This is a genomic window from Paenibacillus jamilae, from assembly GCF_050482105.1.
GTDB lineage: Bacteria > Bacillota > Bacilli > Paenibacillales > Paenibacillaceae > Paenibacillus > Paenibacillus jamilae_B.
In genome coordinates, this window is record NZ_JBCNHI010000003.1 from 265,312 (window position 1) to 280,492 (window position 15,181).

Annotated in this window: 13 protein-coding genes; 8 read left to right on the top strand and 5 right to left on the bottom strand. The window is 44.9% G+C overall.

Annotated features, from left to right (window positions below):
- Positions 1 to 11: 11 nt before the first annotated feature.
- The 6 genes from rhaA (at position 12) to ABEW32_RS02465 (ending at position 8,239) form a co-directional block, all read left to right on the top strand.
- Positions 12 to 1,268, top strand: a complete 1,257-nt coding sequence (gene rhaA, locus ABEW32_RS02440) for an L-rhamnose isomerase (RefSeq protein WP_430184376.1) — start codon at positions 12 to 14, stop codon at positions 1,266 to 1,268.
- 51 nt (positions 1,269 to 1,319) lie between these two features.
- The gene (rhaD, locus tag ABEW32_RS02445) at positions 1,320 to 2,165 is read left to right on the top strand and encodes a rhamnulose-1-phosphate aldolase (RefSeq protein ID WP_430184378.1); all 846 of its coding nucleotides are present in this window, start codon (positions 1,320 to 1,322) and stop codon (positions 2,163 to 2,165) included.
- Positions 2,166 to 2,433: 268 nt separating this feature from the next.
- The gene (locus tag ABEW32_RS02450; protein ID WP_430184672.1) at positions 2,434 to 3,330 is read left to right on the top strand and encodes a helix-turn-helix domain-containing protein; all 897 of its coding nucleotides are present in this window, start codon (positions 2,434 to 2,436) and stop codon (positions 3,328 to 3,330) included.
- 142 nt (positions 3,331 to 3,472) lie between these two features.
- On the top strand, positions 3,473 to 5,707 hold the full coding sequence (locus ABEW32_RS02455) for a GDYXXLXY domain-containing protein (protein ID WP_430184674.1): 2,235 nt from the start codon (positions 3,473 to 3,475) through the stop codon (positions 5,705 to 5,707).
- 439 nt (positions 5,708 to 6,146) lie between these two features.
- Complete coding sequence (locus ABEW32_RS02460) at positions 6,147 to 7,202, top strand: AEC family transporter (protein ID WP_430184380.1); 1,056 nt, start codon at positions 6,147 to 6,149, stop codon at positions 7,200 to 7,202.
- Positions 7,203 to 7,219: 17 nt separating this feature from the next.
- Complete coding sequence (locus ABEW32_RS02465; RefSeq protein ID WP_430184382.1) at positions 7,220 to 8,239, top strand: 2-hydroxyacid dehydrogenase; 1,020 nt, start codon at positions 7,220 to 7,222, stop codon at positions 8,237 to 8,239.
- Positions 8,240 to 8,290: 51 nt separating this feature from the next.
- Here ABEW32_RS02465 and ABEW32_RS02470 read toward each other — a convergent pair whose 3' ends face one another.
- Entirely contained in the window at positions 8,291 to 9,028 is a 738-nt protein-coding gene (locus ABEW32_RS02470) for a response regulator (protein WP_430184384.1), read from the bottom strand.
- Complete coding sequence (locus ABEW32_RS02475) at positions 9,025 to 10,611, bottom strand: ATP-binding protein (RefSeq protein ID WP_430184386.1); 1,587 nt, start codon at positions 10,609 to 10,611, stop codon at positions 9,025 to 9,027. The genes ABEW32_RS02470 and ABEW32_RS02475 overlap by 4 nt, the downstream gene beginning before the upstream one ends.
- A 288-nt stretch (positions 10,612 to 10,899) precedes the next feature.
- On the opposite strand from ABEW32_RS02475, the gene ABEW32_RS02480 reads away from it, so the two are divergent.
- Complete coding sequence (locus ABEW32_RS02480; RefSeq protein ID WP_063207447.1) at positions 10,900 to 11,082, top strand: hypothetical protein; 183 nt, start codon at positions 10,900 to 10,902, stop codon at positions 11,080 to 11,082.
- A gap of 101 nt (positions 11,083 to 11,183) precedes the next feature.
- On the opposite strand, the gene ABEW32_RS02485 is transcribed toward ABEW32_RS02480, so the two are convergent.
- From ABEW32_RS02485 to rlmN, 3 genes are all read right to left on the bottom strand, one after another.
- Positions 11,184 to 12,116: a dihydroorotate dehydrogenase gene (locus ABEW32_RS02485; protein ID WP_430184388.1), complete on the bottom strand. Its 933-nt coding sequence runs from the start codon at positions 12,114 to 12,116 to the stop codon at positions 11,184 to 11,186.
- Complete coding sequence (locus ABEW32_RS02490; RefSeq protein ID WP_430184390.1) at positions 12,097 to 12,798, bottom strand: dihydroorotate dehydrogenase electron transfer subunit; 702 nt, start codon at positions 12,796 to 12,798, stop codon at positions 12,097 to 12,099. The genes ABEW32_RS02485 and ABEW32_RS02490 overlap by 20 nt, the downstream gene beginning before the upstream one ends.
- Positions 12,799 to 12,938: 140 nt before the next feature.
- Positions 12,939 to 14,036, bottom strand: a complete 1,098-nt coding sequence (gene rlmN, locus ABEW32_RS02495) for a dual-specificity RNA methyltransferase RlmN (RefSeq protein WP_430184392.1) — start codon at positions 14,034 to 14,036, stop codon at positions 12,939 to 12,941.
- A 249-nt stretch (positions 14,037 to 14,285) separates the two neighbouring features.
- Here rlmN and ABEW32_RS02500 point away from each other — a divergent pair, with 249 nt between their 5' ends.
- Positions 14,286 to 15,155, top strand: coding sequence for an AraC family transcriptional regulator (locus ABEW32_RS02500; RefSeq protein WP_430184676.1), 870 nt, complete (start codon positions 14,286 to 14,288; stop codon positions 15,153 to 15,155).
- Positions 15,156 to 15,181: the final 26 nt, after the last annotated feature.

The window sequence follows — 15,181 nt, forward strand, 5'->3', positions numbered from 1 at the left end:
GGAGTAGAGCCATGAACGAAGCCATTGAAGCCAGTTATAACGAAGCGAAAAAGCTGTATGCCCGCCACGGTATTCAGGTGGATGACGTTTTACGGAAACTTTCACAAATCAAAATATCACTACACTGCTGGCAGGGAGACGATGTGCAGGGATTCCTGTTCAAAGATAAACAGCTTAGCGGGGGAATTGCCGTAACAGGCAGCTATCCGGGCAGAGCAGGCACGCCTGATGAGCTGCGTCAGGATTTAGAAAAGGCTCTATCGCTCATCCCCGGTAAACACAAGGTTAATCTGCATGCGATCTATGCGGATACTACAGAACAAGTAGATCTGGATCAACTGGAGCCACGCCATTTTCAGAACTGGGTAGACTGGGCCAAACAGCAAGGGCTTGGACTTGATTTTAATCCGACCCTCTTTTCCCACCCCAAAGCGGAGGATGGCTTCACACTGAGCCACAAGGACCCGGATATTCGGGATTTCTGGATCACACACTGTAAAAAATCGCGCAGGATTGCAGAACATTTTGGTAAAGAACTCGGTCAGCCGTGTGTCACAAACCACTGGATGCCGGATGGCTACAAGGATACTCCGGTGGATCGCTTGGCTCCAAGAGAACGTCTGCGGGATGCGCTGGACGAGATTTTCAGTGAGAAAATTAGTGAAGATTACAACATCGATGCGGTTGAAAGTAAGCTGTTCGGCATCGGTTCGGAAAGCTATGTCGTCGGCTCTCATGAGTTCTATATGGGGTACGCCCTGACAAGGGGTAAATCTATCTGTCTCGATTCCGGCCACTTCCACCCGACAGAGGTCATTTCGAACAAACTGTCCTCTGTGCTGATGTTCACCAATCAATTATTGCTCCATGTCAGCAGACCCGTTCGTTGGGACAGCGATCATGTCGTGACGATGGACGACGAATTGCTGGACATTGCCCGTGAGCTCGTTCGCGGTGAACTGCTTTCCCGCACTCATATCGGCCTTGATTTCTTCGATGGCAGTATCAACCATGTGGCTGCTTGGGTCATCGGCACACGCAACACCATCAAAGCGTTGCTTCGCGCCATGCTGGAACCGATTGAGGAACTGAAAAAAGCCGAAGAGGAAAGAGACTTCACTACACGCCTTGCCCTGGTCGAAGAGTTTAAATCCTATCCGTTTGGGGCTGTATGGGATTACTATTGCGCTCAAAACGGTGTTCCCGTTCGTGAGGAATGGCTAACCGAAGCTAAAAACTATGAACAACAAGTCCTGCTAAAACGTTAATTATTGCATTGTTAATTTTATATAAATATCATCCAAAGGGAGAGATCATCCATGACTACTGTGCTGGAGAATCAAAAGGAACAAAAATCCGGACTGGATATCCCGTTTGTTCGCGAGATGGCGGAAATTACACAAAACATGTGGAAATTCGGCTGGGATGAACGCAACGGAGGCAATGTAAGTTATATTCTGGACGAAGCTGAGGTTGCCAAATATATGGATATCCATCATGTTATCCGTACCATTAAACCCGCTTTCCCCGTGAACGAACTGGCAGGTAAATATTTTATCGTCACTGGATCGGGAAAATACTTTAAGAATGTCATTGCCGATCCTGAAGCTAATCTGGGTGTCCTGCGTGTCTCTCAGGATGGTGAACAATTGGAACTCCTGTGGGGGCTCAAGCATGACGCGGTTCCTACCAGCGAATTGCCGTCTCATTTTATGAGCCACATTGAGCGCCTGAAGGTCGATTCTAACCATCGGGTTGTAATCCATAATCATGCCACCCATGTCATTGCCATGACCTTCATTCATAGTCTGGACGAAAACCAATTCACCAAAACGCTGTGGGAAATGTGTACCGAATGTATCGTAGTTTTTCCAGACGGTATCGGTGTAATCCCTTGGATGGTACCAGGCTCCAGTGAAATCGGCCGCGAAACAGCAAAAAAAATGAAGGATCATCACGCGGTATTATGGCCTCATCACGGCATTTTCGGAACAGGTAGCTCCATTGATGAAGCATTTGGCCTGATTGAAACAATTGAAAAAGCAGCGCAAATTTATATGCTGATTGCTCAGCATGATATCAAGCAACGGATTACGGACCAGGAATTGTCCGATCTGGCTAAAGCCTTTAATGTTACTCCAAAAGAAGGCATCCTGAACGTATAGACATAGGCTAAATCGTATAGCACAGAACTCTATAAGGCTCCACGGCTCGTCTCAAACCAGCCATGGAGCCTTTATCATACATATCTGAATGCCATTGCTGGAGCGGTTTTTCCATTGATAGCACGGTCTGACAGCCGGTTTAAGCAGCATTCTCCAGAACCATTTTAATTTTATAACCCTAAATTCCAATGAATTAACTTGTAATTATACTATCCTTTATATAAAATGAAGTCAAAATCCCCTTATCTCCACCAAAGGAGAGGTGACAATAATGAGAAGAACAAAGAATGAAGATCACTTCGACATCGTGGAAGACCACTATTTCACAACAACCGAACTGGAAAAATCCAGTGCCATTTGGCCAGTCAGACTGGGTATGGATATTTCGAAGACAAGCAGTCATGTCGGCCCCAAGGCTGTCCCTTATTTTTATTTTATTTTTGTACTCGAAGGTCAGGCTGAGTTCATTTATAAGGAAAAGAAGTACTGTATTCAAAAGTCTGATGTATTTTGTTTTTTTCCGCATCTTGCCCATGAATACTACACCGATCAAGATCACCCGTTGCAAAAGGTATGGATCGCCTTTGAGGGACCAAAATCTTTGGCGCTGCTGGAGCGGATCGGGATTACCCCCTCAAAACCATTTATAGCTAACGCAGTGAATGAGGAAATCCTCGAACTTATCACCAACCTATTTTCCATCGTAAACGACCATAACAGACAGGGCAGCGATCTGGCCCGTTTAATTACACTGCACCAGATCTTCGAGGAATTGTCCCGCAACAAATCTGGCGTACTGCGCAACTTTGTGTGCTCTGATTATTGGCTCCAGCAGGGGAAAGATTACATCGAAATGCATTATTGTGACCGTGTTACAATCGAGCAAATCGCTGAGCATGTAGGTGTGGATCGTGCGCATTTCTCACGTAAATTCCATTCCACCTTCCACATCTCCCCCGCCAAATATTTGCAAACCCTCAAAATTAACGAAGCCAAAAGATTGCTGGAACAGACTACTTACAATTTGTCGATTATCGCCCAATCCATCGGTTATACCGATATGTCCACCTTTTCCAAGGCATTTAAGAAAACAGCAGGAATCCCGCCTCGAGAGTATCGCTTCCGGCATCAGTCCCGGCAAGAGATACACACTGCCAACGCTTAATCGGAATTCAGTAATAATACAGGAGAACCACCATATACGGCGGCTCTCCCTTTTTTATGACCTGATCCTAATTTGTACTTGGTTCCAAGCTCTTTCAACGATATAATAAGCATCAAACCAACAGGAAAGGTACGTGAATTCCATGCTGCGATTCAATGCTATACGTACAGGTTATCTGCTGGGCATCTCACTGATACTGGCTGCGATTATTTATTTCTTCGCCTCCAATTGGGGTGGAATGGATCGGACAGTCAAGATTATGTTAGCTGTTGCGCTTATTGTTTTGTTCTATGGCTTGTCTTTTGTGTTTACACGTATACGTGCTGTGCCCGGGCAACAAGCTTTTCTGTCCAACATATTTCTGGTGGCTGGCTGTGTAGCCTTCGGTGTTTCCGTGGCATTGCTTGGCCAAATCTACAATTCCCATGCAGACAGCTACGGGTTGTTTATCATTTGGTCGGTGCCGGCTCTACTGCTTAGTTGGATCACTCGCTACAATCCTTTTTATATGCTCTCTTATGTACTGATTCATCTGGGTGTATGGCTTTATTTTTATCCAACGATGCAAAGTGCTCCTTATAGCCAACTGGAATCGTTGTCCATTGCTGGACTGTTCGCCATATGTAATCTGTTGCTATTTTTATTGACATTCCTTTATCGTATACGTTCTGCCCCACTACAATATATGAGCTTTACTGTTCTCCATATAGCTATGTTGGCGATGACCAACTCCTTTGCATTCGATGGTTACGGTCTGATCATGAATATACCGCATATTTCTGTGATGGCTTTAGGATTTTATATATTTAGCAAGGTTCGGCTGAATAAAACGCTACTGACCTTGAATGCATTGGCGCTCTCGGCGTTTGCCGTCTTTAAGTTTATAGAGCTGGCCGAGGCGTACTCTTCATCTCTGTTCTTTGTTTTCGGTTTGATTTTTGTGGCACTGCTGCTGACAGGTAACGTATGGTTTTTCCGTTATTTAAATCGTTTAGGAAAACCGTCTCCAGATGAGACAGCCATTCCTGAGGAACATAGCAGTGAGTGGATCAGCAAAACTGTGTCCCGCGTAATCAAAGTGGTTGGAGTGTTGATCGGCAGTATATCCCTCATCGGGCTGATTATGATTAGCACGAACGTAAACCACACTGAATATGTACTGCTGGGTGTATCTTTGCTGCTGATGATTACGATGATTGTCATACCGGAATCCAGGCTGGATTCTGTAATCCGTTATACACTGCTGACCATCAGCTATATTACCGGCCTGGCAGCCATTGTATGGGCGGATCAGGCGTTACTTTCGGTATTATTTCTGGTCGTTTCCATCGCTGGATGGTTTCGCTCCAAGGGGAAAAGGCAGCAATTTTTTGCCTATACTTTTGTAAACCTGAGTATGGCGACTGTTTTATTTCAACAGTATCAAGAATGGTATGGTTGGGACTGGACCTATGAGTTCGTCATCTTCGCCCTATTCATTCTTAATGCCATGTTGTATGGGATAAGCTACTTTGTACTCACGACAGAGCTAAAAGAACATCTTCGGGATAGTTCATTATTTTTCAGCTTATTGTTCCTGTTCTGGACGACGTTTTTCGAGGATGTCATTCCATACTCATATATGATCATTAACATTTTCTATTTTGTTATCGTTACATGGATGGTCTTTGCTTTTATCCGCCACAAACAAAAATCAGAGGCTATTATGAGCGTCGTATTCTGGTTTATTTTTATCGGCTTTAAATACTATGATTTATTGTGGACGCTGCTGTATAAGTCTTTTACGCTGGCGCTGCTGGGGATCATTGCACTGGGAATTACCTGGTGGTTCGATCGGCGGATGGCCCATAGCGGCAAAGCAGCATTCGATACCGACCACCGTAGCTTTAGCTTTATGCGCTTAAGCCCGTTACTCATTGCCATTGTCATCGTGCTACAGCTGGGAATTATCGGCTATCAGACGGCGAGAAGTGAAACCCTGCTCGCCACAGGTGCCTCCGTTAAGCTCAAGCTGGCTCCTATAGATCCACGTTCCCTGTTGCAGGGCGATTATGTAGCACTGAATTACGATATTTCTACTCCTCCTCCCAAGAGCCCTATTCAGGAGGACTGGACCCGAGGCAAGGTTAAAGTCGTTCTCATACCCGATCATCAAGGGGTATACATCGCTGATCATCTGTATCAGGATGGCGAGAAACTTGCCCATCATGAGATTGTTCTAAATGGACAATGGAATGGTTCTCGTCTTCTGTACGGTATTGAGAATTATTTCATTCCTGAGGGAACCGGACGTACTGTTGAACAGAACGCTCATTATGCCTATATTCGGGTCAGCCGCAATGGAGACGCACTGCTGGAACGTTTGGTGGAAAACTGATCTAATTGGCAAAGCGGTAGAGAGGTAGAGAAATAATGAACGAAGCAGGGCTTTAAAAATGTATCTTCACAAAAAGCAGGCTAAACCAGGCCGCTCCAATTACTGGAGCACAGCTCGGTTTAGCCTGCTTTTTCTTTTGCAACAAAGGAACAGGCACTCTGTCCGAAGGTTTTTGTACATATATGGTCAATAACACGTCTTAGTGACCGGTTCATATTCCTCCCCCAGATTAAGCACCTACTCTTACATCTCGATGTAATGTATAAATTTTTTAAATTAGTTTCATAAGTTAAATTAATTAGATATTGTTCTTTTTTTCACAAAGTTTTTTTACTATAAAGGTGCAAACCAAACACTTTGGCCAAAAGATCAGGGGATTGCATGGTCACATTTTGCATCGGCAATTATGTGAAAAAAGGTACAAGAGAGGGTTTTATCTATGTCTTTACTTGAAATGATTACAGCGACCTTAACAGATAACAGTATTGTCAGTTCTATCGCTTCTACCGTATTTATTATCCTGCTCGGCTTCTTTTGCCGCAAGAAGGGGATTTTTACCGCAGCCGTAGGAAAGATGCTATCTAAGGTTGTTCTCACTGTGGCTCTGCCAGCACTAGCCTTTAATTCTTTCATGCAGGATATCAATCCTACAATATTAAAACAAGGCATGAATGTTTTAATCTGGGGGATTCTCATTTATATCATTCTCATTTTTATTTCCAAGCCGTTCTTCCTGAGCTACAACAAGGATAAGCAGGATGTTCTGCGGGTACTCACTATTTTCGGCTCTACTACCTTTTTCGGAATTCCCATTGTCGGTGCCATTTACGGTCCTACCGGAGTAATGTACAGTTCTATTTTTAATATAGGGTACCGCATTTTCTTATATTCTTATGGCTACATCAAAATGAGCGGCTTAAAAATGGAGCTTAAAAATCTCAAAACTATGTTTTTGAACCCAATCGTTATTGCCACTTTTCTAGGCTTGTTTGTTTGGTTGTTCCAAGGTTATTTACCACAGATGAGTGTGGCTACAGAGGATGGGGCTATTCAACAGTTTGCTTTTCTAAGAATTGACCAAACCGCTGTCTGGCTGTTCAAGCCCCTGACCTACCTTGCCGGACTAGCTTCACCATTGGCCTGGTTATCGATTGGCTCCACATTAGGGGAGATCAGCTTCAAGTCGGCAGCTACAGACAAGACATCATGGTATTACAGCCTTGTTAAAGTTTGGCTTGTACCTATTGTGAACATCGTTTTGCTGGCTTTGTTAACTGTATCTCATATCCTGTCGGTCGATACTGTCGCTTTATCTACTATTGTCATTATGATGGCTACTCCTACAGCGACCGTAGCCGCAGCCTATGCCATCAGCTTTGATAAGGAAGCTGTACTAACTTCCAACGCATCGCTTCTATCCACTATTACTTCGGTCGTCATGATTCCGGTGTGGATCATTACGCTCAATGTCATCGATAAAATTGGAATTTTCTAAATCAGGGGGAAAACAACATGTTAAAAATCATCTGCTATGGTGCCCGTTCATACGAGAAACCCTATTTCCATGAGCTTAATAAATATAACTTCCAACTAACACTGGTAGAAGAGCTGCTAACCTCCAGCAATGCAGAACTGGCGCAGCATCACGATGCTGTTTTGTTAAGAGGAAACTGTGCTGCCAATCGTGAAAATCTCACAAAGTTCAATAAGTACGGCATTCAATATATTTTCACCAGAACCGTCGGAATCAACCACATTGATTTGGATGCTTGCAGCGAATTCGGAATGAAGGTCGCACGTGTGCCGTCCTACTCTCCGAATGCCATTGCAGAACTATCCTTAACTCTGGCTATGATGCTGCTCCGCCACACCGCTTATATGACTACCAAAAGCTCTTTCAAAAATTTTATTGTGGACGAGCATACGTTCAGCAAAGAGATTCACAACTGTAAAGTTGGGATTATCGGGGTCGGTCGCATCGGTCTGACGGAAGCCAAACTGTTTAAAGGATTAGGTGCTTCTGTGATCGGCTATGATGTGTATCAATCGGACGCAGCCAAAGCCGTCATTCCATTCACTACCCTGGATGAATTATTGGCAGAAAGTGATATCGTCAGTGTCCACGTTCCTTATTTGCCGGGACAGAACGACCAAATGATTGATGCCAGCTTTTTGGAAAAAATGAAAAAGGGAGCTATTCTCATCAATACCTCGCGTGGGGAATTACAAGACAACCAGGCCATTCTGGATGCCTTGCTCAGCAATCATTTGGAAGGGTTCGGAACAGATGTCTTTCCTAGAGAGGAAGAGCTATTTTTCAAAGCATTTGACCCATGGCAAATGCTCCCGGACCCAACGATTCAGAAGCTTGTGGAGCTGTATCCAAGAGTTTTGGTCACACCTCATGCCGGCTCGAATACCGTTACTGCATTATCCAACATGATTGAAACCAGCTATGAAAACTTCCATGATATCATTACGACTCATTCTTCGGACAATCTGGTCCCACTTCCTGTTCTCGCTATGAAATAATGCAGGAGGCTTGGCACACTCGTTGGACAGCAAAGAACCGCTATCTCCAGATCATCCTGGAAATAGCGGTTCTTTTATATCAGAATTGATCTGATAGAGCATTAGTGGTCTTCCTACCTTGTGGTATTCTATCGATTCGATCAGGAGGCCATCGTCTACCAGGAACTGAATATATTTTTTGACTGTAATACGGGACAAGTCTACTTCTCTGGCTAAGGTTTCAACCGAAAAAGGTCCATCCAGCTCCTGGATACTCTTCAGTATGGTAGTCATGGTCAGTTTGGACAAATTTTTAGCCAGATTTTTGGATAGATCTGGGGGGAGATGTTCAGCAGGCTTTTTCTGCTTCACACCCGTAGGCTCTTCTTTGTTAAAATATTGGTCCATGACTGCTTGATTAATTCCGTTCCCTTCCTCCATCACCGTGGCCAGACGCTGAATTTTCTCCACAGCCAGCTTAAAGCGTTCGAATGTAAAAGGCTTGATTAAATAGTCCGCCACTCCATAAAAAACGGCTTCCTTCACCGTTTGGATATCCTTTGCAGCCGTAATTAAAATAACCGAAGCATGGTACTGCTGCTCCTGCATATGGGATAACAAGGTTAAGCCGCTTTTTCCCGGTAAATACACGTCCAGCAATACCAGATCCGGCGTGAATTTCTGAAGACAATCCTGTGCCTTCTGGACGGTGTCTGCTTTACATACCACATCCAAGTTGTCCATACGCTCAATAAACTGTTGATTGAGCTCAGCAACCATGGGATCATCCTCCACAATGAGTACCTTCATTCACTCGTCACCTCCAATGTACAGGGCAACTCTACATAGATGCTTGTTCCCAGGCCAGGTTGGCTATCAATTTCAATGATGCCCTGGTGATTATCCACCATGGTTTTAACCAGATTCAAACCGTAACCCCTGTCTTCTCCTTTAGTTGAGAAGCCATGCTCAAATATTCTGTTTTGCATTTCAGCATCAATCCCCATGCCATTATCTTTCACTTTCAAAATAAACACGTTTCCCTCACACTCATAATTCAATTTTAATTCAATTTTGCCTGGTTGCTTTTTTTGTAAAATGGAGTCTATTGCGTTGTCAAAAAAATTGCCCAATATGTGTATGACATCATGGACAATGTCCTGCATCTCTAGATTAGTGACGTTCGAGCCTTCTTCCAATAGAACCGAAATATTTTGCTCTCGTGCTTCGTTGATTTTTCCCATAATAAAACCTGCTAATGCCGGAACTTTAATTCTCTCTGTTAGAAAGCCTACTTCATTTTGATACCGGTGATTTAGCTGCTGAATATACTGACTGACCTCTTCATATTTCCTCATCTCAATCAGTCCGGAGATCACGTGCATTTTGTTCATAAACTCATGCGTCTGCCCACGAAGAGAGTTAATATAATATTTGGTGCCACTTAACTGATTGCTAAGATGAATCATCTCGGATTGGTCGCGCAGCGTAGCCACTGCCCCAAAAAACTCATTTTCTACATGTATAGGGGTTACTGTCGCAATGACTTCTATACCGTTCACATAAAATGAGCGGTCCTTGATCTTCTTCTTGTCATCAAACACTTTCTTGAAGAGCACGTTATAAAAATTGGTATCGATCTGCTCGCCAATCGGGGCCTTCTTGTCTTGATTAGCTAGTTGGTACTTGGCCTGAGCTTCCTTGTTCATGAGCATAATTTTTTTGTCAGCCGAAATAGCTATGATTCCTTCAGCGACCTCATTTTCAATAATTACTTTTTCACGTAATCGTGTTGCTATCTCTTGTGGTTCAAGCCCAAATAAAATCGTTTTGATTTTTTGCGCCAGAATGATTGCCCCCAGAACTCCACTAAAGAGTCCCAGCATCAGTCCTCCAAAAATGGTATACTGCGCCTGCATCAAATCATGATTTAGCGTTCTCATGGTCAAGCCTACACATACAATGCCAATGACCTCATTCTGCTGATTAACTATCGGCGTAAAATAACGATAGCCTTGGCCTAAAATACCGATATTCTCAGAAAAATGTCCCTGACCGGATAGCGCTTTTCTCGCATCATTCAAATCAGAGAACGGCTTGCCAATCATGGTTTCATTTGGATGGGATAGCCGAATTAAATCATGGTTCAGTATGACTACAAAATCCACATTAACGTTATGCATGACTCCAAGCGCGTAGTCCTGGATCTGCTTTACAGGAACGCCCCGCTCAACATTACGAATCACATCGTTGTCACTGGCAACCACCTTGGCAACACCCGAGAGTTTTTCCTTCGTATTATCAAAATGCTTGTTAATCACGAAATTGCGAATGAGAAGCAAGGATATAATCAAGGAAATAATAATAACTAAAACAACCAGAATAATAATCATCAATTGTAGTGAAACTTTGAATTGTCGTCTCGGTTTCGATTTATCTTTTAACCGCAATCCTATCACCCAGCTTCTTTATCAAGCTCTCCATTGAGAAGAAGAGTCTATCTTGCCCCTATAATCCCTTTTTATTCGACATTGTTTGACAAATTACCTTCTTATTTTACAAGCTTTACGCGCCCCATTGGTGATTAACACAGCCTTTGCCTGAAATAAACAATATGCTGAATAAGGAAAGGTCAATTCTCCATAATAAGGACGTATACCTAACGAAAAGGAGGATAACGGATGATTGACAATCTCGAAAGCAATTACGACTGCGCTCATGCAGGACAAGACCTTCATCAGCTCAAGCAGGAGCTTGCCGCGCTTCAGGCACAAGGTGCCAACGACCAAGCATCTAAGGAAGCCATTCATCGGCTGGAAAATCAAATTTCGTTCATCTTGAACAAATGCGATATTAATCATTAATCGGGTCTGGCTGGTTCGGAAAAATAAAATACAAAACCGGCTTGCCTTAGAAGACAAGCCGGTTTTGTATGCTTAAGTTTATGCACAAACGAGTCCAAAATTCACAAAATTCCTCGTATCTCATCCAGCGACTGTACCTTTTCCTGCTGCATCCATTGTTCCAGACCATATACTAGCTCAGCCCCTGCATGTAAATGGACAAAATTATACGTTCCTACCTGAATGGCGGCGGCCCCTGCCATGGTGAACTCAATAATGTCCTCCACCGAGCTAATCCCGCCCATCCCGATCACGGGAATCGATACCGCCTGCGCCACCTGGTGAACCATACGCAAGGCAATCGGCTTGATTGCCGGGCCGGAAAGACCTGCATACGTGTTGGCGAACACACTACGGCGCCGGTGTATATCTATTTTCATTGCAGAAAATGTATTGATCAGCGAAACGCCGTCCGCGCCTTCTTCCTCGCACATAACCGCCATCTGCGTGATGTTCTCTGCATTGGGAGACAGCTTGACAACTAGCGGAAGCGCCGTCACATTGCGCACCTGACGCACAACCTCCCGTGCTACCTCCGTCTGGATACCAAATTGCATTCCACCCTGCTTCACATTGGGACATGATATGTTCAATTCCAGCATATCAACGCCTCTACGGTTCATTGTACGGCGTTTTTGCGCATTTTCCGTAATCATAGCTACGGCCTGTACGTACTCCTCCAGATTGGAGCCGCCTACATTGGCAATAATAGCCGTATTCCAACGAGTCATGTCATCCAGTTCATCCTTCAAAAAAGCCGCCACACCCGGATTTTCCAGTCCTACACTATTCAGCATGCCTGATGCTGTCTCATGTATTCGTTGCCCCGTATTCCCTGCCTTCGGATGAAGGGTTAGTCCCTTGCCGACGATGCCGCCGAGTAGCTCAGGAGAATAAAATTCCGCATACTCACGCCCGAACCCAAACGTACCGGACGCCATGATAATCGGGTTTTTGAACGGTACACCTGCTATATTACATGCCATGGAGATCATCAAACTCCACCTCCTCCACCGGGAATACAGGCCCTTCCTTACATACCCTCCGATTGCCTCCACGGGTACGCATGGTGCAGCCCAAACATGCGCCAATACCACAGGCCATGTGTCTTTCTGTTGAAATATATAAACGGGACGATGTACCCGCCGTTTTCAGCGCGAGTGCTTGCAGCATCGGAGTGGGCCCACAAGAAAACATATTCGCATAGCGAGCCGGATCTACCTGTTCGACGATGCTTCCCCCTACCTTAACTTGCACAGATGCCGCCACGGCCTCGAACGCTTCAACCCCAAAAGCTTGCTGTGCAAACCCCAGATAAACGTCTGCATGCGGGTAATATTTTGCAGCTAATAACAATGGGGCTGTACCCATGCCTCCGCCGATTAAAGCTAAACTGCCCTCGACCTGCGGAAACCCGTTTCCGAAAGGTCCTTCCAACTGAATCTCCTGACCAGGCTGTAACTGGGAAAATAGATTGGTCCCCTCTCCAACAACCCGGTATAAAAAGGAAATGCTTTCTTCCCCGATATCATAAATGCTGATGGGTCTGGGCAGGAGTGGGTAACCATTCCCGCTGCGCAGCATGTAGAACTGACCCATTTTCCCTTTAAATTTGCCCTCTATCTTCATTACATAAATGCCCGGAACGAGCGCCACATTTGAAATTACGTTAGCCATATAACCCCTCCACTAACCACTCACTATAACGTAAAAGCAGCAACTAATACGTGACTATTTTCACATTTACAGTTGGCGTTTTGTTCCATAGCTTATGTATAAAAAAAGCGTACTCCTGTTAGAGAGTACGCTTGTGCATTTTAGCTAATCGCTTCGCGTTCCGCATTACGGCTGTTGTTGGCATCTTTGCGAATTTGCTTGCTGCGTAGCTGTCCGCAGGCCGCATCAATGTCAACTCCGTGCTCCAGCCGAACACTACAGCTAATGCCTTGTTTTTTCAGAACATCATAGAAGCCAGTGATCGACTCCGACTCACTCCGCTGATATTGACTATGCTCATCCACCGGATTGTACGGAATCAGGTTCACGTTCGCCAGATTACGGCGATGGCCCACCAGCTCAGCCAGTTCGAGCGCATGCTCCTTACCGTCATTAACATCCTTCAGGAGGATGTACTCTAGCGTAATCCGACGATTGGTTTTGTCCAAATAATAATCAATCGCCTGCATGAGCTTCTCAATCGGGATCGCCCGATTGATCTTCATAATGCGGGTACGAATCTCATTATTCGGAGCATGGAGGGAGATCGCAAGGTTGACGTGCAGATCCGAATCTGCAAATTCAATGATTTTATCAGCAAGACCACTGGTGGACACAGTAATATGCCGTGGCCCAATCGCCAGTCCTTTGTGATCCTTAATGACCCGAATGAAATCGGACAGGTTCACAAAATTATCAAACGGTTCGCCAATGCCCATTACTACGACATGACTAACCCGGTCGCCCGGACGTTCCTGGTCCAGATACAGCTGCACCTTCATGATTTGTCCTACAATTTCACCACTGGAAAGGTCACGACTCTTCTTCAACAATCCGCTCGCACAGAAGCTGCATCCAATGTTGCAGCCCACCTGTGTTGTCACACATACGGAAAGCCCAAACTTGTGCCGCATCAGTACCGTCTCTATTAGATTACCATCCTGCAAGCGGAACAAAAACTTGACCGTCCCGTCTGCTGATTGTTGCTTCACGTGCTCTTCCAGGGTTTCGATAGAGAAGTGCTCTGCCAACAGGCGAGTACAATCCTCATGAACCTCCGTCATCGCCGCAAAATCAGTAATCCGTTTGCGGTACAATGCGTCCCATACCTGCAATGCCCGAGATTTTTTATGTCCATGCTCCATGAGCCATGCTGCCAATTGGTCTAGCGTTAATCCATAAATGGATTCCTTTTTCATGTTCGATCCTCTTTTCACAAACGTTAAAATTCGTATTTCTATATATAAACCCTAGCCATCACGACTCGTCTCAACTATCATTGCATCATAGCATGTTTGAGCGCTCTGCGCTATTCAAACACTTCTTTTATTGTCCCAAATTTTAATTATGAACACAAGGGGGCAGGCTGATGAAATCCTGTCCAATAACAGCACGCAAAGACAGGATGATGGACACCGTGAATGATATGATTACAACCAAGGAAGGTGATGGGGTTGGAATGGTTGGTTCGGATCAAGAACGCACTTGATCTAATGGAAGAGAGAATGCAGCAGCCCCTCGATATCGATGAAATTGCAAAGGCGGCCTACTCGTCTCCCTTTCATTTTCAACGGATGTTTTATATGCTGACTGGCGTTACGGTAGCAGAATATGTGCGCAAACGTCGATTGACCCTGGCTGCTCAGGAGTTGAGTCTTTCTACCACCAAAGTACTGGATGTTGCGTTCAAATACGGATATGATTCCCCCGAATCTTTTTCTAAAGCGTTCCGAAAGGTACACGGTATTTCTCCCTCTGAGGCCAGAAACCCGGGAGTGAACCTGAAAGCCTTTCCGCGCATCACCTTCCACCTATCGCTGAAGGGAGACCAGGAAATGGATTATAAAATTGTAGAGAAGGCGGCCTTTACGGTCATTGGGAAGTCCATTCAAGTTACTACTAAAAACGGTGATAATCTTCGGGAAATCCCAAAATTCTGGGATCAGCTTAACGCAGATGGCACATCAGATCGCATTCATGCCTTGGGGACAGGCGACGATATACTCGGTATATGTCTGGACATGAAGCATGGTGAGGAGACGTTTAGCTACCTTATCGCCGCAGAGGGTAACGAAGACGTAGCAACCTCGAACGGATTAGAAGCCAGAACCATCCCGGCTGCAACCTGGGCCGTGTTTACATCCATCGGCCCTATGCCGCACTCGATCCAGAAGGTATGGCAAAGAATTTACCAGGAATGGTTCCCTGCCAGCAATTATGAGCATTCAGGCGGTCCCGAGCTGGAAGTGTATACTATGGGGGACGCTCATGCAGAGGACTACCGAAGTGAAGTATGGATTCCGATTACGAAAAAATAAACATTCGAACCGGCTGCCTACTGCAG